Annotated in this window: 18 protein-coding genes and 1 tRNA gene; 13 read left to right on the top strand and 6 right to left on the bottom strand. The window is 66.0% G+C overall.

Features of this window, described 5'->3' with window-relative positions:
* Positions 1 to 159 precede the first annotated feature (159 nt).
* Positions 160 to 708 (top strand): oligoribonuclease, encoded by a 549-nt coding sequence (gene orn, locus EZJ19_RS09855; protein WP_131447104.1) that lies wholly within the window; start codon positions 160 to 162, stop codon positions 706 to 708.
* A gap of 34 nt (positions 709 to 742) precedes the next feature.
* Positions 743 to 3298 carry an alpha-glucan family phosphorylase gene (glgP, locus tag EZJ19_RS09850; protein WP_131447102.1) on the top strand — a complete coding sequence of 852 codons (2556 nt, stop codon included), beginning with the start codon at positions 743 to 745 and terminating at the stop codon, positions 3296 to 3298.
* A 24-nt stretch (positions 3299 to 3322) separates the two neighbouring features.
* Here glgP and glgA read toward each other — a convergent pair whose 3' ends face one another.
* Positions 3323 to 4750, bottom strand: a complete 1428-nt coding sequence (gene glgA / locus EZJ19_RS09845; protein WP_131447100.1) for a glycogen synthase GlgA — start codon at positions 4748 to 4750, stop codon at positions 3323 to 3325.
* Between the two features lie 103 nt (positions 4751 to 4853).
* Positions 4854 to 5309 carry a DsrE family protein gene (locus tag EZJ19_RS09840; RefSeq protein ID WP_131447098.1) on the bottom strand — a complete coding sequence of 152 codons (456 nt, stop codon included), beginning with the start codon at positions 5307 to 5309 and terminating at the stop codon, positions 4854 to 4856.
* 179 nt (positions 5310 to 5488) lie between these two features.
* On the opposite strand from EZJ19_RS09840, the gene EZJ19_RS09835 reads away from it, so the two are divergent.
* The 4 genes from EZJ19_RS09835 to zwf all read left to right on the top strand — a co-directional run bounded on the left by EZJ19_RS09835 (position 5489) and on the right by zwf (position 9268).
* On the top strand, positions 5489 to 6040 hold the full coding sequence (locus tag EZJ19_RS09835) for an RNA polymerase sigma factor (protein WP_240754736.1): 552 nt from the start codon (positions 5489 to 5491) through the stop codon (positions 6038 to 6040).
* Positions 6037 to 6759 (top strand): hypothetical protein, encoded by a 723-nt coding sequence (locus tag EZJ19_RS09830; protein ID WP_131447096.1) that lies wholly within the window; start codon positions 6037 to 6039, stop codon positions 6757 to 6759. The genes EZJ19_RS09835 and EZJ19_RS09830 overlap by 4 nt, the downstream gene beginning before the upstream one ends.
* Positions 6760 to 6867: 108 nt before the next feature.
* Positions 6868 to 7776 carry a phosphogluconate dehydrogenase (NAD(+)-dependent, decarboxylating) gene (gene gnd, locus EZJ19_RS09825; RefSeq protein WP_131447169.1) on the top strand — a complete coding sequence of 303 codons (909 nt, stop codon included), beginning with the start codon at positions 6868 to 6870 and terminating at the stop codon, positions 7774 to 7776.
* Positions 7777 to 7786: 10 nt separating this feature from the next.
* A complete protein-coding gene (zwf, locus tag EZJ19_RS09820; protein WP_131447094.1) occupies positions 7787 to 9268 on the top strand; it encodes a glucose-6-phosphate dehydrogenase in 1482 nt (493 codons plus the stop codon).
* Positions 9269 to 9286: 18 nt separating this feature from the next.
* Here zwf and EZJ19_RS09815 read toward each other — a convergent pair whose 3' ends face one another.
* Positions 9287 to 10441 carry a Do family serine endopeptidase gene (locus EZJ19_RS09815; RefSeq protein WP_131447092.1) on the bottom strand — a complete coding sequence of 385 codons (1155 nt, stop codon included), beginning with the start codon at positions 10439 to 10441 and terminating at the stop codon, positions 9287 to 9289.
* 217 nt (positions 10442 to 10658) lie between these two features.
* Here EZJ19_RS09815 and petA point away from each other — a divergent pair, with 217 nt between their 5' ends.
* The 7 genes from petA to EZJ19_RS09780 all read left to right on the top strand — a co-directional run bounded on the left by petA (position 10659) and on the right by EZJ19_RS09780 (position 16439).
* Complete coding sequence (gene petA, locus EZJ19_RS09810; RefSeq protein ID WP_131447090.1) at positions 10659 to 11255, top strand: ubiquinol-cytochrome c reductase iron-sulfur subunit; 597 nt, start codon at positions 10659 to 10661, stop codon at positions 11253 to 11255.
* A 19-nt stretch (positions 11256 to 11274) separates the two neighbouring features.
* Positions 11275 to 12672 carry a cytochrome b gene (locus tag EZJ19_RS09805; RefSeq protein ID WP_131447088.1) on the top strand — a complete coding sequence of 466 codons (1398 nt, stop codon included), beginning with the start codon at positions 11275 to 11277 and terminating at the stop codon, positions 12670 to 12672.
* Positions 12669 to 13397: a cytochrome c1 gene (locus EZJ19_RS09800; RefSeq protein ID WP_131447086.1), complete on the top strand. Its 729-nt coding sequence runs from the start codon at positions 12669 to 12671 to the stop codon at positions 13395 to 13397. Before EZJ19_RS09805 ends, EZJ19_RS09800 begins: the two co-directional genes overlap by 4 nt.
* Positions 13398 to 13430: 33 nt before the next feature.
* Positions 13431 to 14030, top strand: a complete 600-nt coding sequence (locus tag EZJ19_RS09795; protein WP_131447084.1) for a glutathione S-transferase N-terminal domain-containing protein — start codon at positions 13431 to 13433, stop codon at positions 14028 to 14030.
* A gap of 35 nt (positions 14031 to 14065) precedes the next feature.
* Entirely contained in the window at positions 14066 to 14497 is a 432-nt protein-coding gene (locus tag EZJ19_RS09790) for a ClpXP protease specificity-enhancing factor (protein WP_131447082.1), read from the top strand.
* Between the two features lie 4 nt (positions 14498 to 14501).
* Positions 14502 to 14577: transfer RNA gene (locus tag EZJ19_RS09785), tRNA-Thr, on the top strand.
* Positions 14578 to 15287: 710 nt separating this feature from the next.
* The gene (locus EZJ19_RS09780) at positions 15288 to 16439 is read left to right on the top strand and encodes a type I restriction endonuclease (RefSeq protein ID WP_131447080.1); all 1152 of its coding nucleotides are present in this window, start codon (positions 15288 to 15290) and stop codon (positions 16437 to 16439) included.
* 156 nt (positions 16440 to 16595) lie between these two features.
* On the opposite strand, the gene EZJ19_RS09775 is transcribed toward EZJ19_RS09780, so the two are convergent.
* The 3 genes from EZJ19_RS09775 to EZJ19_RS09765 form a co-directional block, all read right to left on the bottom strand.
* Positions 16596 to 17759 (bottom strand): hypothetical protein, encoded by a 1164-nt coding sequence (locus EZJ19_RS09775; RefSeq protein WP_131447078.1) that lies wholly within the window; start codon positions 17757 to 17759, stop codon positions 16596 to 16598.
* Complete coding sequence (locus tag EZJ19_RS09770) at positions 17756 to 18601, bottom strand: hypothetical protein (protein ID WP_131447076.1); 846 nt, start codon at positions 18599 to 18601, stop codon at positions 17756 to 17758. The genes EZJ19_RS09775 and EZJ19_RS09770 overlap by 4 nt, the downstream gene beginning before the upstream one ends.
* Positions 18602 to 18900: 299 nt before the next feature.
* Positions 18901 to 19181, bottom strand: a 281-nt coding sequence (locus EZJ19_RS09765) for an SCO family protein (RefSeq protein ID WP_131447074.1), incomplete at its 5' end; no start/stop codon positions are given.

Genomic DNA, 19181 nt, shown 5'->3' with positions numbered 1-19181 from the left:
GCCGTCCGCGGTGGCGGCAGCCGGCGGGACCTGCCCCGGGATGCGGCTGCGCACACGTGCCGGACGCGAAACTGTCGATTAATTAAAGCGTTAGTGCTTGCGGTGACGGTGTCCGGGCGATTATGCCACAATCGCCGGACACGAAATTCTGGAACCCCGATGGCTGAAAACGATACCCACCTGATCTGGATCGACATGGAAATGACCGGTCTGGACCCCGACAACGACCGGATCATCGAGGTGGCCCTGGTGGTTACCGACAAGCACCTCAACCTGGTCGAGGAAGGGCCGGTCCTGGTCGTCCACCAGGCGGACGCCGTGCTCGACGCGATGGACAACTGGAACAAGGGCACGCACGGCAAGTCCGGGCTCATCGACAAGGTCAAGGCCTCGCTGCTCAGCGACGCCGACGTCGAGGATGCCATGCTGCATTTTCTCAAGCGCCACGTGCCGGCGCGCACCTCGCCCATGTGCGGCAACTCGATCTGCCAGGATCGCCGTTTCCTGGCCCGCTGGATGCCGAAGCTGGAGGCCTATTTCCATTACCGCAACCTCGACGTGTCAACCCTGAAGGAACTGGCCCGGCGCTGGAAGCCGCAGATCATGGACGGCTTCAAGAAGGCGAACAGCCATACCGCGCTGGCCGACATCATGGAATCGATCGACGAGATGAAGTACTACCGAGAACACTTCATCCGCCAGGATTGATGCGGTAACCGACGAATAACGACGAGGAAGCGATATGAAGCCCGGCACCACCTACGCCATCGAGGTCAATCCGCGCATACCGGAACGCCTGGCACGCCTGAAGGAACTGGCCGAAAACCTGTGGTACAGCTGGGACCGGCCCAGCCGGACCCTGTTCGCGCGCCTGCATCCCGGCCTCTGGGGCGCGGTCGGCAACAGCCCCAAGGCGTTCCTCAAGCGGGTCGACGAGGAGCGCCTGGTGGAGGCGGCCGCCGACCACATCTTCATGGGCAACTACAACCGGGTCCTGTCGTCCTTCGACACCTACATGAGCGAGCCGCTGCACCGCGACGTCGCCATGCCGTTCGAGGACGGCGACCTGGTCGCCTATTTCTGCGCCGAGTTCGGCTTCCACGAGAGCTTCCCGATCTATTCGGGCGGCCTCGGCATCCTGGCCGGCGACCACTGCAAGGCGGCCTCCGACCTGCGCCTGCCCTTCATCGCGGTCGGCCTGCTCTACCGCCAGGGTTACTTCTACCAGCGCATCGACAACGACGGCCACCAGATCGCCACCTACACCGATTCCGACTTCGACGACCTGCCCATCCACCCGGCCATGACCAAGGACGGCCACGAGGTCCACGTCGAGATCGATTTCCCCGGCCGCAAGGTGGTGGTCAAGGTCTGGGAGGCCCAGATCGGCCACGTGCGCCAGTTGCTGCTCGACACCGACCTGCCGGAAAACAATCCCGAGGACCGCTACATCACCCACCAGCTCTACGGCGGCGACAAGCAGACGCGCATCCAGCAGGAGATCGTCCTCGGCGTCGGCGGCGTGCGGGCGCTCAAGGCGTTGGAGATCCACCCGACCGTCTACCACATCAACGAGGGCCACGCGGCCTTCCTGGTCATCGAGCGGGTGCGGCGCAAGGTCAAGCACCACAACCTGTCCTTCCAGGCCGCCCTGGAGGCGGTGGCGGCGGGTACCGTGTTCACCACGCACACGCCGGTGCCGGCCGGGCACGACCACTTCGGCGAGCAGATGGTGTGGGAGTACTTCGGCGCCTGCTGCGAAGACCTCGGCATCAGCCGGGCCGAGTTTCTCAAGCTGGGCGGCGCCGGCCACGGCCAGGACTTCAACATGACCCGCCTGGCGCTGAGCGGCTCGCGCCACCACAACGGCGTCTCGCGCATCCACGGCGGCGTCTCCTCGCGCATCCTGTCCGACATGTGGCCGCAGGTGACGCCGGACGAGTCGCCCATGGACTACATCACCAACGGCGTCCACGTGGCCACCTTCCTGGCCCAGGAATGGCAGGACCTGTTCGACAACAAGCTCGGCTACGAATGGCGCCGGCGCCTGACCGACCTGGATTTCTGGCATCAGGTCGAGAACGTCCCGGACCACCATTTCTGGTCCGTGCACCAGGCCCTGAAGACCCAGATGCTGCATGCGATCCGCCACCGCATCACCCAGCAGCACCTGCGCAACCACGGTTCCGAGGCCCACCTGGACCGCATGCTCAAGTACGCCAACCCGCTCGACCCCAACGTCCTGGTGATCGGTTTCGCGCGCCGCTTCGCGACCTACAAGCGGGCCACGCTGCTGTTCGAGAACATGGACTGGCTGCGCCAGATCATGAAGGACGCCGACCGCCCGGTGCTGTTCATCTTCGCCGGCAAGGCGCACCCCGCCGACGAGCCGGGCCAGGAGTTGATCAAGCGCATCCACGAGATTTCGCGCTGGCCGGAGTTCGAGGGCAAGCTGCTGATGGTCGAGGGCTACGACCTCGGCCTGGCCCGGCGCCTGGTATCGGGTTGCGACGTTTGGCTGAACAACCCGATCTACCCGCTGGAGGCGTCCGGCACCTCGGGCATGAAGGGGGCCATCAACGGCATCCTCAACCTGTCGGTCACCGACGGCTGGTGGGACGAGGGCTACGACGGCACCAACGGCTGGGCGATCAAGCCGGCGCCCGAGTACTACGACGATGCCCGGCGCAACCGCGAGGACAGCCAGACCCTCTACGAGCTGCTCCAGGACCAGGTCATCCCGATGTATTACCGGCGCAACGAACTCGGTTTCTCGCCGGAGTGGGTGCACATGGCCAAGCGTGCCATCGCCACGCTGCTGCCGCGCTTCAATTCCATCCGCATGGTGCGCGAGTACGTCGACAAGTTCTATGGTCCGGCCAGCCGGCAGTGGTCGCGTTTCGTGGCCGACGAATTCGCCGCCGGGCGCGAGCTGTCGGAATGGAAGGCACGCATCCAGGCCGCCTGGGGCGGCGTCACCCTGCGCCGCCTGGACGACCCGGTGCGCCGCGTCACCTACAGCGAGAACGTCCAGATCCAGGTCGCCGTGAACCTCGACGGGTTGGCGCCCAGCGACGTCCAGGTCGAGATGCTGATCGGCCGGGCTTCGCGCCAGGGCCAGGAGAAGGAGCTACGCGTGCTGTCGTTCAGCCCGACCGGCAAGGTGGGCAACGAAAGCGTGTTCACCCTGGAGATGACGCCGGAATACTGTGGCCGCCTGATCTACCGCATCCGCGTCTACCCCTACCACCGCCTGCTCACGCACCCGTTCGAACTCGGCCTGATGCTCTGGCTCTGACCGGCGCGCCGGCGCCGGGGCCGCTCAGGCCTCGGCGGCGGCCCGTTCGTACAGTTCGAGGTAGGCCCGGGCGCTGCGTTCCCAACTGAAATCGCGTTTCATGCCGGCCTGCAGCATGCGTTTCCAGACCGTCGGTTCCGCGTAGGCGGTGAGTGCCCGTTCCACCGCCAGCCAGAGGCCGTGCGCGGTGGCGTAGGTGAAGACGAAGCCGTCGACGCCGTCGACCACGGTATCGCGCAGGCCGCCCGTGGCGTGCACGATCGGCGGGGTGCCGTAGCGCAGGCTGTACATCTGGTTGAGGCCGCAGGGCTCGAAGCGCGAGGGCATCAGGAACAGATCGGCGCCGGCCTCGATGCGGTGCGACAGGCCCTCGTCATAGCCGATGGTGGCGGCGACCCGGCCCGGATAGGCGGCGACGAGGTCGCGCAGGGCCTGCTCGACGCTCTTGTCGCCGGTGCCGAGGACGGCGAGCTGGCCGCCCCGGTCCAGGATGCCGGGCGCGACCTGGAGTATCCAGTCCAGGCCTTTCTGGTGGGTCAGCCTGGAGACCACGCCGAACAGGGGCGTCTGGGGCGCGACCTCGAGGTTCAGGTCCGCCTGCAGGGCCTCCTTGCAACGCGGCTTGCCGGACATCGAGCGGACCGTGTAATGGGCCGGCAGGTGGGGATCGCCGGCGGGGTTCCAGTCGTTCATGTCGATGCCGTTGAGGATGCCGGTGAGCGACTCGGCGCGCGAGGACAGCAGGCCCTGCATGCCCATGCCGAGCGGCTCGTGCTGGATCTCCTCGGCGTAGGTGGGGCTCACCGTCGTGAGCCGGTCGGCGTAGAAGAGGCCGGCCTTGAGGAAGGACAGGTTGCCGTAGTACTCGATCCCGGCGATCTGGAAGCTGCTCGCCGGCAGACCCAGGCGGGCCACCGTGGAGGGCGGGAAGATGCCCTGGAAGGCCAGGTTGTGGATGGTCATCACCGACGGCACCGGGCGGCCCGCGAAGTGCAGCCAGGCGGGCGCCAGGCCGGTCTGCCAGTCGTTGCAGTGGAGCAGTTCGGGACGCCAGTCGAGCGGCGAGTTGGCGGTGCACAGATGGGCCGCGACCCGCGACAGGAGGGCGAAGCGGTCGGCATTGTCGGCGTGGTCGGTACCGCTGGTGTCCTGGTAGGGGCCGCCGTCGCGCTGGAAGTAGGTCGGCGAGTCGAGCACGTACACCGGGGTGCCGGAGTCCGGCATGCTGCCGAGCAGCAGGCGGGCGTCCGCGAAGCCCGCCATGCCTTCGAAGCGGGCCACTTCGGGCAGGTCGCCCAGGCTGGCGAGGACCTGGCGATAGCCGGGCAGGAGCAGGCGGCAATCGACACCCAGGGCGCGCAGGGCGGTGGGCAAGGCGCCGGAAACGTCGGCCAGGCCTCCGGTCTTGATCAGTGGACGGGCTTCGGAGGTGGCGAACAGTACGTTTTTCATGATGGGCCTTCGGGGCGGCGGTTCCCGGACATGTCGATCCGACAAGTATAAAAGCTTTGCCGGACCTTGGCGCTGGGCACGGCCCCGAAGGTGGCCGGCGGGCCTACGGTTTGATGTAGGCGTAGCCCTCCCTGGCCTGCAGGCGGCCGAGCTCGGCCACGCCGGAAGGCACCACGCTGGCCTCCATGATGACCGCGCTGTCGTCCAGCTTGCGGCCGTTCAGGGTATTGCGGCAGACCCGGAAGTCGACGCCGCGGTCGCGCAGGCCGGCGACCTGGGGTTCATAGGCGCCCTTGTCGTCCTTGGCGTCGTTGAGCAGGAAGTCGATGCCCTTGCCGTGCGCCACGACGACGATCTTGACCCCCGGGCTGGCGTTCAGGTGGTTCTCGATGTTGCGCATGGCCACGCGCGCGACGCTGGCGTCGTTGATGTGGTAGACCACCTTTTCCTGGACCTCGGCGGTGGCCGGGGCGGACGGGGCCGCACGGGCGGCCGTGGCGGCGACCAGCGTGACGGCGGACAGGCAGAGCGCCAGGGACAGGGCGGGCAGGTATTTCATGTTCGATCTCCTCGATGCGTTGGGTTATTCGGCGGCGGGCCGCCTTTGCGGGAGACGTTCCGGGCGGCACGTTTATTCCCGCACCGGTGAATTTTTCTCGTCATGGAATAAATTTCCCGCCCGTGCGTCAATCCGGATGTGGGCGTGCCGATCCGGCACGCGTTTGCCGAGGCAACCCAGTGAACAAGCTCGCCTATCTGTTCAGTCCAGGATTCCGTGCCCGCGCCACGGCGATGCGGCCGCGCTTGTACCGCCTGGCCTACGCCTGGTGCCACGACGGCCACCTGGCCGACGATCTCACCCAGGAGGCACTGGCGCGCGCCATCGACCGGGCCGGCCAGCTGAAGGACGAGGCCGCCTTCGAGGGCTGGCTGTTCGCCATCCTGAACAACTGCTGGCGCGACCACCTGCGCCGGTGCAAGGACTGCGTCGACGTCGACGACATCGACGAGGCCGTGCTCGCCCACGATGCCACGCCGGAGCGTCTCTACGCCAGCCGCCAGACCGGCAACCGGGTGCGCGACGCCATCGCCCGCCTGCCCGTCGGGCAGCGCCAGGTGCTCACCCTGGTCGACCTCGAGGAGTGCAGTTACGCCGAGGTGGCGACGATCCTCGCCATCCCGGTCGGCACGGTCATGAGCCGGCTGGCGCGGGCGCGCCGGGCACTCCGGGACCTTCTGCAGGCAACGGCGTCCGCCCGGGTCGTACCGCTGACCAGGAGGTCGAAATGAAGGACACCCCTTCCGTCGAGTTTCTCAACGCCTTCGTGGACGGCGAGCTGGCCGCCGGCGAACGCCAGGATGCCCTGGCGCGCCTCGGCGTGGACCCGGACTTCAAGGCCGCGGTGTGCGAGCTGCGGGTCATGAAGGAATTGGTGCGCGGCGCCTATGCCGAGCCGCCGGCCGGCCGCCGCGGCCTGGCCCTGCGCTGTCCCCCGGCCTGGCGCCAGGCCCTGGTCGCCGGCCTGCTGTTGCTGGTCGGGCTGTCGGCCGGCTGGTTCGCGCGCGGCCTGACCTTGTCGGTCTCGCCCGGCCCGGCGCCCCTGGCCGGGTTGCCGGCAGGCTACCAGGCGGTCGCCCTGACCGACCGGGTCGATGCCGACCACGTCGTCCTGCACCTGGATTCGGGCGACCCGACCCGGCTGGCCGCCGTCCTCGACCTCGCCGAACGGCTGCTCGACCAGCGCGCCGGCCGCGGCCGCATCGAGATCGTCGCCAACAGTCACGGCCTCGACCTGCTGCGCCGTGACCTGACGCCCTATCGGGCCCGCATCGCCGAACTGGCCGAGCGCCACGCCAACCTGTCCTTCCTGGCCTGCGGCCAGACCCTGGCGCGCCTGCGCCAGGCCGGCGTCGACGTCGTCCTGGTGCCGGAGGCCGGGGTCGCCTCGTCGGCGGTCAACGAGATCATCACCCGGATGAGCCAGGGCTGGGTCTACGTCAAGGTCTGAGGCACGCCGGTCCGTGAACTTTCCATGGCACACCGCCGGTAGGGTTGCAGTTCCCGGCCGGGCGTCCGATAGTCGATGCATTGGCTTGCATGCAAGGAGGCAGTGATGCTGGAAATCGGTTTGTACGGACTCGGCCGGATGGGCGGCAACATGGCGCGCCGGCTGGCGCGCGGCGGGGCCAGGGTGCTGGCCTGCAACCGCAGCTTCGAGGTGACGGAGCAGATCGCCGCGGAGGAGGTCAACGTGGTCGCCTGCCGTTCCCTCGACGACATGATCGCCGCCCTGAAACCGCCCCGCGTGGTCTGGCTGATGCTGCCGGCCGGGGCGGCCACCGAGGCGGCCCTGGCCGAACTGGCCGGCAAGCTGGCCCCGGGCGACATGGTGGTGGACGGCGCCAACGGTTACTACAAGGAGGCCCAGCGCCGCGCCGCCGACCTGGCCGGCAAGCAGCTGGCCTTCGCCGACGTCGGGGTCTCCGGCGGCATCTGGGGCCTGGCCAACGGCTATTGCCTGATGGCCGGCGGCGAAGCCGAGGCGGTGGCGCGCATCGAGCCCTTCCTCAAGCTCCTCGCGCCAGCCCCCGAGCGCGGCTGGCTGCATGCCGGTCCGGCCGGTTCCGGCCACTTCGTCAAGATGATCCACAACGGCATCGAGTACGGCATGATGCAGGCCTTCGCGGAGGGCTTCGCCCTCATGCAGGCCAAGGGCGAATTCGACCTCGACCTGGCGGCCATCGCGGAATTGTGGCGGCACAGTTCGGTCGTGCGCTCCTGGCTGCTCGACCTGACCGCCGACTTCCTCAAGGAAGACCAGGGTTTGGACGCCATCCTGCCGTTCGTGGCCGACTCCGGCGAGGGCCGCTGGACGGCCTTGGAGTCCATCGAGCAGGGCGTGCCGACGCCGGTGATGACCCTGGCCCTGATGAACCGCTTCGATTCCCAGGGCAAGGCCGATTTCGGCAACAAGCTGCTGGCCATGATGCGCAAGGGCTTCGGCGGCCATGCGCTGAAGGGTTGAGGAGGGCGCCATGATCGACCATGAAGGCGACCTGCCGCCGTGCAATTTCGTCATCTTCGGGGCCACCGGCAACCTGGCCTCGATCAAGCTGCTGCCCGCCCTGTATCGCCTCGAGCTGGCCGGCCGCCTGCCCGAGGTGCTCAATTTCATCGCCTTCGGCCGGCGCGACTACGACGACGCCAGTTGGCGCGACTACCTGCGCGAACTGCTGGTCCAGCGGGTCAAGGCGGAAGGCGAGCTGCTGACCCGCTTCGTCAACCGCTTCGACTACGTGCGCGGCGACCAGGACGACCCGGCCGCCTACGAGGCGCTCAAGGAGACCCTGGCCAAGCCCAAGCTGGGCGTCTGCTCGCACGTGGTGTTCTACCTGGCGGTCAAGCCGGGCGATTTTCCCGCCGTCATCAAGGGCCTCGACAAGGCCGGCCTGAGCAGGCCGCGCGGCCTGCACCGGGTGGTCGTGGAGAAACCGTTCGGTAGCGACATCGAGTCGGCGCGGGTGCTCAACGAACTGCTGCACCGCTACTTCGAGGAAAGCCAGATATTCCGCATCGACCACTACATGGGCAAGGAGACGGTGCAGAACCTCCTGGTGTTCCGGTTCGCCAACACCCTGGTCGAGCCGCTCTGGAACCGCAACTACGTCGACCACGTCCAGATCACCGTGGCCGAGGACGTCGGCATCGGCAACCGGGCCGACTACTACGACAAGGCCGGCGCCATGCGCGACATGCTGCAGAACCACCTGATGCAGCTGCTCACCCTGGTCGCCATGGAGCCGCCGGCGGCCCTGGAGGCGGACGCGATGCGCGACGAGAAGGTCAAGGTGCTGCGCTGCATCCGGCCGATCTCCCAGCGTTCCGTGCACGCCCACGCCTACCGGGCGCAGTACAAGACCGGGGCGATCGGCGGCGTCCAGGTGCCGGGCTACCAGGACGAGCCCGGCGTCGAGCCGAACTCGGTCACGGAGACCTATGCCGCGGCGAAGTTCTACATCGACAACTGGCGCTGGCGTGGGGTGCCGTTCTACCTGCGTACCGGCAAGCGCCTGAAGGAATCGATGTCGATGATCGCCATCCGGCTGCGCCATCCGCCCCAGCAGCTGTTCCGGGAGACGCCGCTGGAGGCGCTGGAGCCGAACTGGATCGTGCTTTCCATCCAGCCCAACGAGAGCATGCACATCGAGCTGCACGCCAAGCAGCCCGGCCTCGGCATGAACACCCACGTGGTGCGCCTGAACGCCAGCTACCGGGGGGTCGACGACCATCCCCTGGATGCCTACGAGGCGCTGCTGCTCGACGTCATCGAGGGCGACCGCGCCCTGTTCATCCGCTTCGACGAGGTGGAATGGGCCTGGCGGGTGGTCGATCCGATCCTCAAGTACTGGGCCCAGGAGCGCGACTTCATCCACACCTATCCGGCCGGCACCTGGGGGCCGCTGGAGGCGAACCGGCTGTTCGACTCCGAGGATACCGAGTGGCGCAACCAGGTCTGAACTGAGCGCCGGCGGCGCTCAGTTTTCGCGCGGCTGCGGCGGCCGCCGCTCGACCCGGACGTCGACCTGGACCTCGGCGCGCTGGCGCAACACGCGCAGGCGCGCCGCGTCACCGGGCTTCAGGGCCGAGATCAGTTGCAGCAGCGAGCTGGAGTCGGTGACCGCCTGGTTGTCCACGGCCAGCAACACGTCGCCCGGGCGGATGCCGGAACGGTCCGCCGGGCCGCCGCGCAGGACGCCGGCGATGAGGGCGCCGCGCGTGCTGGCGAGGCCGAACGATTCGGCGACGTCGGCCGTGATGTCCTGCACCTCGATGCCGACCCAGCCGCGCACCACGGCGCCGTTGCGGACGATGTCGTCCATGACCTGGCGCAGGATCGAGACCGGGATGGCGAAGCCGATGCCCAGGTTGCCGCCGCTGCGCGAATAGATCGCGGTGTTCAGGCCGACCAGGTTGCCGCCGGCGTCGACCAGGGCGCCGCCCGAGTTGCCCGGGTTGATCGCGGCGTCGGTCTGGATGTAGTTCTCGAAGGTGTTGATGCCCAGGTGGCTGCGGCCGAGCGCCGAGACGATGCCCATGGTGACGGTCTGGCCGACCCCGAAGGGGTTGCCGATGGCGAGCACGACGTCGCCGACCCGGGTGGTGTCCGGCTTCGCGAAGGTGATCGGGTGCAGGCCGTCCTTGTTGACCCGGAGGACGGCGATGTCGGTCTCCGGATCGGAACCGACCAGGGTCGCGTCCAGGTTGCGGCCGTCGGGCAGGGCGACCTGGATCTCGTCGGCGGCTTCGACGACGTGGTGGTTGGTCAGGATGTAGCCGCCCTCGCTGACGATGACGCCCGAGCCGAGGTTGGCGACCCGTTGCGTGCTGCTCTGCGGCGGCACGCCGAAGAAACGCCGGAAGAACGGGTCGTTCATGAGCGGATTGGTCGGCGTGCGCACCTCCTTGCTGGTGAATATGTTGACCACCGAGGGGAGGGATTTCTGCGCGGCGTCGGCGAACGAGGCCACCCGCGGCGCGCCGCCGCCGTCCGCCACCTCGCGGATGGTGACGCTGCCGGACGGGCCGCTGGGCAGCAGGCCGGGAATCATCTTGTCGAGGGCGAACAGCGCGGCCAGGGCGATCGCGGCGCCGGCGATGATCTGGGCCAGGGACAGCCAGAGTTTGTGCATGGAACGGGTGCGCAGGGCGCGGAAGGGAGTGCCGGCGATTTTACCGTAACGGAAACGGCGTCGCGCCGGTCAGGCGTGCCTTAAGTTCGAGGCGCCTTTCGTGTACACTATGCAGGTTTTTGTCCGCCGGCGATGTGTCTTGTCCCAAGCTGTCTGGCCGCGCCGGGGGCGGAGTTTGCATAAATTTCGCGACCACTCACAAGGTTAGGAACAAATAATGAGCGAGATCAGCGTTGATGGTTCAAAACGCCGCTTTTTAGTGGCGATGAGTTCTGCAGTAGGCGGCGTAGCGGCGGTCGGCGCTGTGGCGCCGTTCGTGATGAGCATGATGCCGTCGGCGCGCGCCCTGGCCGCGGGCGCCCCGGTCGAGGTCGACCTGTCCAAGGTCGAGCCCGGCATGCTGTTCACCGCCGAATGGCGCGGCAAGCCGGTCTGGGTGGTGAACCGCACGCCCGAGATGCTGGCCATGCTGGGCAAGCACGACGATCGCCTGACCGATCCGAATTCCGACAATACCGCCCAGCAGCCCGAGTACTGCAAGAACCCGACCCGCTCGCTCAAGCCCAACTTCATGGTGGTGGTGGGCATCTGTACCCACCTCGGCTGCTCGCCCACCTTCCGCAAGGAAGTCGGCCCCGCCGACCTGGGCGCCGACTGGCCCGGCGGCTGGTTCTGCCCCTGCCACGGCTCGCGTTTCGACCTCGCCGCACGCGTGTTCAACGGTTCTCCCGCACCGTCGAACCTGGTCGTCCCGCCGCACAAATATCTAAGCGAAACCAAACTTCTGGTCGGCGAAGACCAGAAGGCGGCTTGAACCCTGGGGGAAACAACAAATGGAGAAAGTCATTAGCTGGCTGGATGCGCGATTCCCGCTGACCGCATCCTTCAAGGCGCACCTGTCCGAGTACTACGCGCCGAAAAACTTCAACTTCTGGTACTTCTTTGGTTCCCTGGCCCTGCTGGTGCTGGTGCTCCAGATCGTCACCGGCATCTTCCTGGCCATGAACTATAAGCCGGACGGCGAGCTCGCCTTCGCCTCGGTCGAGTACATCATGCGCGACGTGCCGTACGGCTGGCTGATCCGCTACGCCCACTCGACCGGCGCCTCCGCCTTCTTCATCGTGGTCTACATGCACATGTTCCGCGGCTTGCTCTATGGCTCCTTCCGGCAGCCGCGCGAGCTGGTCTGGATCTTCGGCATGCTGATCTACCTGATGCTGATGGCCGAGGCCTTCATGGGCTACCTGCTGCCCTGGGGTCAGATGTCGTTCTGGGGCGCCCAGGTGATCATCAACCTGTTCGCCGCCGTGCCCTTCGTCGGCAACGACCTGTCGACCCTGATCCGGGGCGACTTCGTGGTCGGCGACGCCACCCTGAACCGCTTCTTCGCGCTGCACATCGTCGCCCTGCCGCTGGTCCTGGTCGGCCTGGTGGCGGCGCACCTGATCGCCCTGCACGAGGTCGGTTCCAACAACCCCGACGGCGTCGAGATCAAGAAGAACAAGGACCCGGAAACCCACATCCCGCGCGACGGCATCCCCTTCCACCCGTACTACACGGTGAAGGACATCCTCGGCGTGGTGGTGTTCCTGATGGTCTTCGCCTCGGTGCTGTTCTTCGCTCCCGAGATGGGCGGCTACTTCCTTGAGGCCAACAACTTCATCCCGGCCGACCCGCTGAAGACGCCGCCGCACATCGCGCCGGTCTGGTACTTCACCCCCTACTACGCCATCCTGCGCGCGGTTCCGCCGATGCTGGGCTCGCAGTTCCCGGGCGTCGTCGGCATGGGCGTCGCGGTGGTCATCTTCTTCGCGCTGCCCTGGCTGGACAAGAGCCCGGTCAAGTCGATCCGCTACCGGGGTCCGAAATTCAAGATCGCCCTGGCCTTCTTCGTGGTCGCCTTCGTCTGGCTGGGCATCCTCGGCGTCCTGCCGTCGACGACCCTGGGCACCTGGATCGCGCGCACCCTGTCGGTGGTGTACTTCGCCTTCTTCCTGATGATGCCGTTCTACACCAATCCCGCCAAGCAGGGTGGTCCGCTCGGCTTGTGGGCCTTCCTGGCCGCGCTGATCGCGGCGATCGGCGCCAACGTCAACATGGCCCTGGCGTCGCCGATCCCCTACGTCACCGAGGTCCTGTTCGCCGTGTTCGTCCTGTCCTTCATCCCGATGGCCATGTTCATCAAGGGAGATACCGCCAAACAAGAACCGGAAAGGGTGACCGACAAATGAACAAGCTGCTATTCCTGTTGCTGGCCCTGCCGACCCTGGCCTTCGCCAACACCGCGCTCAAGCTGGACCATGCCCCGGTCAACGTGCACGACCACGAGTCGCTGCAGCGGGGCGCGCGCGTCTTCGTCAACTACTGCCTGAGCTGCCACAGCGCCAACTACATGCGTTACAACCGCATGCAGGACATCGGCCTGACCGAGAAGCAGATCAAGGACAACCTGCTGTTCGCCGCCGACAAGCCGGGTGAACTGATGAAGGTGTCGATGCGTCCGAAGGAGGCTAAGGAATGGTTCGGGGCCACGCCGCCGGACCTGACCGTGATCGCCCGCTCGCGCGGCGCCGACTACCTGTACACCTACCTGCGCAGCTTCTACCGCGACGACAGCCGGCCGACCGGCTGGAACAACACGGTGTTCGACAAGGTCGGCATGCCGCATGTCCTGCAGGAGCTGCAAGGCCAAATGGCGCCGGTCTACATGACCGAGACCGATCACGAGGGCAAGCAGCACCAAGTGATCGAACGCCTGGAGTTGGTCAAGACCGGCAAGCTGACGCCGGCCGAGTACGACGCCACGGTCGCCGACCTGGTGAACTACCTGGTCTGGATGGGCGAGCCCGCCCAGACCCAGCGCATGAACATCGGCCTGGTGGTATTGGCCTTTCTTGGAGTGTTTTTCGTGATTGCCTTCTATCTCAAGAAGGAATTCTGGAAAGACGTACATTGAGCCGGCGGGAGCCGGTTGTGAGGGTTTGAAAACATGATGATTTTGTATTCGGGTACCGCCTGTCCGTTCAGCCACCGCTGTCGCATTGTCCTGTTCGAGAAGGGGATGGACTTCGAGATCAAGGATGTCGACCTGCAGGAAAAGCCCGAAGAGATTGCCGTCATGAATCCTTACAACCAGGTTCCCATCCTGGTCGAGCGTGACCTGACGTTGTACGAGTCGAACATCATCAACGAGTACATCGACGAGCGCTTCCCGCACCCGCAACTGATGCCCGCGGATCCGGTCATGCGCGCACGCACGCGCCTGTTCCTGTTCAACATCGAGCGCGACCTGTTCAGCCATCTGCCCGACGTGGTCAACGGCAGCGCCAAGGTGGCGGAAAAGGCGCGTGCCACCATCCGCGACAACCTGACCCAGATCGCGCCGATCTTCGCCAAGCAGAAGTACATGCTGGGCGAGGATTACAGCATGCTGGACGTGGCCATCGCGCCGCTGCTCTGGCGGCTCGACTATTTCGGCATCTCGCTGCCCAAGCAGGCCGCTCCGCTCCTGAAGTATGCCGAGCGCATCTTCAGCCGGCCGGCCTTCATCGCCGCCCTGACCCCGGTCGAAAAGGCGATGCGCAAGTAACGGCGATTGGTGCCGCGATCCGTACCGGTGTGGTCATGAGCAACGACGCAATCCCGCAGCAACCGTACTTCCTGCGCGCCCTCTACGAGTGGTGCGTGGATAGCGGCTATACGCCCTATATCACGGTCAAGGTCGAAGGCGGCGCCAAGGTGCCGGCGGCCTACGTCAAGGACGGCCAGATCGTGCTCAACATCGGGCCGGCGGCGGTGCGCAATCTGCAGATGGACAACGACTGGCTGAGCTTCTCCGCCCGATTCGGCGGCGTTGCCCAGGTCATCGAGGTCCCGGTCGCCAATGTCCTGGCCATCTATGCCCGGGAAACCGGCGACGGCATGGCGTTCAGCCAGCAGGCGACGAAGCCCGGCGCGCTCGAGGCGGTCGCCGACGAGGAGGAGCCGCCGCCGTCCGCCCCGGAGGGTGGACCGGCGCGCCCCAAGGGCAAGCCCAGCCTGCGGGTGGTGAAGTAAACGGGCCGGCATAGCTCAGTTGGTAGAGCAACCGCCTTGTAAGCGGTAGGTCGTCTGTTCGAGTCAGACTGTCGGCACCAGTAACTACTCCAGAGTAATCCAAAGAAGGCCGTAATTGCTTGTAACTACAAGTCGTTACAGCTTTTCTGTTGTCCGGGTTGGTCCATTGCGATCATGGGGTAGGTACCTGCAACTGACGACACCGGCCGACACCCGGGCCACACGCACCGAGCAGGTCGGCAGGCAATCATGTTAAGGCTTGTTTCCGTAGCCATGATTTCACTGGCGTTGACGGCGTGCGGTGATACCACCGGGTCAACACCAAGAGTTACGTTCGTTCAGTTCCACCCAGGTGGAAGCTTGCATGAAGTACAGTGCTGTTGTTTGAATTTTCAAATCCCCTGGTGAACAGACGACAAGCCAAGAGATTGATGTCCGTATTGTCCGTTCTTACGTCTGGCCGGCCGTGAATGGCGATTCAGTGATCATCTTGTTCGATGGTCAGTGCAGCAGAAGACCCCCGGACTCAACGCGCACCCACCAATACCGGTGCATCACAATTGGCTCGCGCCAACGGCGACCGCCCAACTCAGCCGCGTCTTCAGTGCACTGCTTGCGGGGATTTGCTTACGCGGAAAACCGAGGCCACTTGCGAGTTCTCACCTCCCCGCCGGAGTGCTTGCTGGCCACAGGACATGCTATGAGTCATTTTGTAGGCTAAATTATGGAATGTTGATCTGGGCTTCGTGCCATGGGGTGATGAGGCCGGTCACCGACAGGGAGATAACGCATGAACGAATTCATGGAGCGCGTCCGTCGGCACGCTGAGCACGTCATCACCGTGGGACACCACTGCACAACCGAGGAAACCACAAAACAAGCTCTGATTCTTCCATTGCTCGACATCCTGGGTTTTTCCCCATTCGACCCGACCAAGGTGAAGGCGGAGTTTGGCGCTGACTTCCCGGGAGCGAAGGCCAACGAGCGTGTGGACTACGCGTTGTTCTGCCACGGCGTACCAGTTATGTTTATCGAAGCCAAGACCTTTGGGGAGAAATTGTCCAACCATTCGCCCCAACTCGCGCGCTATTTCAATGCGACACCGGAGGTAACCATCGGTGCCATCACCAACGGCCAGGTGTGGAGGTTCTTCACCGACCTCACCAACAAGAATGTGATGGATTCGGAGCCGTTCCTCATGGTGGACTTTGCGGCTCTAGATGAATCTCTGATTGGCCGGCTTTACCGCTTCCGGCATGACGAATTCCAGCCGGAGGCCCTTCGTACGTTGGCTGAGGAAAGTATCTACCTAGCAGCGTTCAAGGATGTGGTAAATCATAGCGTGCTGGAATGTGATCAAGACTTTGTCCGTTATGTCGCAGGTAAGTCGACCGTGCAGCGGAGCCTCACCGCCCGCTTCATGGAAGTAATCACGCCTATCGTTAAGCAAGCTGTGGCCCAGTCGATGAGCGAGCGCGTTGCCTCCAGCCTCTCTGCGCCTAAGTCAGTCGCGCCAGAGGAACCCAAACAGCCCGTTGACGATCCGATGGCCGACCAAGTCGACCCATCCAATCCGCGTATCGTCACCACGTACGCCGAGCGTCGCCTGATTGAGGTGTTGACGGACATTCTCGGAGAAGACGCTGGTGTCGTAGCAAAGGATACGGAGAGCTACTTCGCCGCCCTCTTTCAGGGCAAGGTGAACCGCTGGTTACTGCGTTATTGGTCAGAAGGGAAACACCCACGTATCCAGGTCATCGTACCGATGACCGACGAGCGCCGACATGAGATTGGTAGAGCAGGCCTTCAGTTCGGCCCGAGCGATTCGATCCTACTAGGCCATCCTGACCACCTCATGCGCATACCCGGTATCCTTTTTGATGCGCTGGAGTACTGCCGGGACGACAATAATTTCAAGCGGACGGCGCCCGATCAGAAATAGCGGCGCTGTGGTTGGCTGGACGCTGGCGCCGTCCTACTTGTTGATCCACTACCAATCCCATGGGCGTGGTGGGGCGACAAACGTTGCTAATACGTGCCTGCGCATCTGTTTTTGAGTCAGACTGTCGGCACCAAACCGACTTGCCGCGACGGTGGGTCAGATCCAGCCAGACTGCGCCATGTCCGCCTCCCGGCGGGCGATTTCCTCGCGCGATGTCCCGAGCAGCAGACCGTTCACGCGCGCGGGCCCGACTTCGCCGTGGACGGCCGGGTCGAAGCTGACCAGGGGAACCAGCTCACCCTCCAGCCGGCGTGCCGCCCGGAGCAGCTCGGCGTAACCCCCAGTCCAGGACCAACTGCGGAATTTCGCCAGCGTGGCGCCGTGCCGGGCCGCCAGCGCCTCGATGACGAGGAGCGGGACGGTCGAGCCGCAGGCGCGGAAATTCAGATCGAAGATCAGGACGCGGCCGTCCGGAAGTTCCGCGGCATCGATGCACAGGCAGCCCCGGTAACCGGCCGCGGCGCCGCGCTCGGCGACCGCGTGCCCGGCGGCGACGGCGGCGGCCGGTAGCGAGACCGCGGCGCCGAGCCAGTTGCCGAGGTAAGTCCCGGCCGGCCCGTTGATGATCTCGGTCCCGCCCAGGTAAGCGATTTCACCGTGTGGATCGATGGCGTAATTGAGGCACAGGAAGCGCGCCGCGGGCAGCCATTCCTCGGCGACCAGGCGCTCGCAGCCGGCCAGCTTGGCCGCTGCGACGGCGACGTCCTGGGGACCTCGGCAGAGATGGATGTCGAGGGCGCCGCCGCCGGTGCTGTCCGGGGTGGCGACCTTGAGGACGCAGGGCGTCGGCAGGTCGTCCGGTAACGCCGCGGCGGCGAACACCGTGCGCCGTGGCGCGGCCCCGGCCGGTACCAGGTCGGCCAGGCGGCCCTTGTCGTTCAGGCGCGAGAGGGTTTCCGGCGCCAGCCAGCAATGTGCCTCGGGCAGCACGGCGTCCGGATGGCGGTGCTGGACGACCATTCGAATGCCCGAACCGGCCAGTTCCGCCAGGCGCCGGCCATAGTCCTGCTCGTCGCGGAAGGCCAGCAACCGGCTGGGCAGGCGGAAGCCGTTCGCGCGCAACAGGTCGAGACCGGCTTCGGTGGCGGCGCCGGCGGCGCAGACGATGGGCATGTCGCCGGCAACGACCAGTTGGTTGCCGGTGAGGGCGAACAGAAAGGCGCGGTCCCTGGGCAGCCAGCGGTCGGCGCCGGGCGGGGCATAGCCCGAGTAGGCCAGCCCGGGCCCATAGATGTCGTGGAACCAGCGGCTCGCCGTCATCGTTGGAACGCCGTCAAGCCGGACGCCAGCAGGGCCGCATACTCGGCGGCCTTGGGGCCGAGACGGTTGCCGTAGGTCGGGGTCCTGTTGGCGTCCAGCAGGATGGCTTCGCCGTCCTGCATGACGTAGTCGAACTTGCCGTAGTCGACGGCCAGCTCCGCCCGCATCGCGCGTAGCGTTTCCGGGACCTCGCCGAGCAGCTCGGAGCCGATCACGGTGTTGGCCTTGATGATGGGATGTTCGCTGTAGGAAATCTTGTTGAGTTCGCGTTCGCCGAAGAAGACCCATTGGCGCAGGCAGTATTGGCTACCCCGGCGCTCGGCCAGGAAACGCTCTACGACCAGGGCCGGATTGTCCCAGACCGCGGCCGGCACGGCCTCCTTGCCGGGGTAGATCGGGTAATCGCCGCTGGTCAGGAAGGCGGCCCGGGTCCAGTGCCGGCGCCGGTCCAGGCTGCGCCGGAGACGGCCGAGCAGGGGCACGCGGTAACGCCGCGCCCGCTCGCCGATGCCGCCGCAGTTGGCGTCGGTCTTGACGATGACGGGTCCCGCGTAGGCGTCGTCCCGGGTGACCAGGTATCGGCTGATCCGCCGTTTCGAGATGTCGACGGCAGCGCCGTTGACGACGGACGGGTAGCGTCCGGCGAGGTCGAGATAGTCGTCCGGCAACCGGGTCAGGTCGACGTGCAGTAGCGCCAGGTCCGCATCGGGGGGACGGCGCGTCCCCTCGCACAGGCGGATACGCCAGCCGGCATGGCGCCATTCCTCCATCATCAGGTGCAGGAAATAGTGTTGGCGGGCGAAGCGGTGGCTGTCGTCGACGAATATCGCGATGTCGGACATGGATGCTTTCAGCTTGGGCGCTGGGCGGGTATCGGGGTGAACAGTGGGGCGCGGCTGTCCCGTTTCCGGGCGCCGCACAGGACATCGGGCGGCAAGGCGGGCGACCCGCGCGGGCGGACAGGATGGGTGCCGGGCCGCGCGACGGCGAGTTTAGTGGACTGTCGAGGGCGGGAGAAGAGGCGGCGCAAAAAAACTGCCGGCGCCGGGGCGGGCACTGGATCACCGGCGTTGCCGGCGGCATCGGGATTCTCTGCCTTGGCCGGGCCGGCGGCGTGCCGGGACGCCGTTGGCCAGGGTCCTCAGTGCAGCAGCCCGAGGACGTAGGACAGTAGCTCCGGGAGCGGCGTGCCATAGGGCATCACCCGCGCCAGACGGCCGGATCTGTCGACGATGAAGGTGTTGACGGTGTGATCCACCGTATAGGTCGACCCGGTGCCGACATAGCGGAACTGGGCGCCGTATTGCGCGGCGACCTTGCGTAGTTCGGGCTCGGTGCCGGTAAGGGCCAGGATGCCGTCGCTGAAATAGCCGACGTAGGGCTCGAGGACATCCGGTGTATCCCGCTTGGGGTCGACGCTGA

The sequence above is a fragment of the Parasulfuritortus cantonensis genome (genome assembly GCF_004337445.1).
Taxonomy (GTDB): domain Bacteria; phylum Pseudomonadota; class Gammaproteobacteria; order Burkholderiales; family Thiobacillaceae; genus Parasulfuritortus; species Parasulfuritortus cantonensis.
The sequence above is the reverse complement of the archived record's forward strand: the minus strand, read 5'-3'. Positions and strand labels throughout refer to the sequence as shown.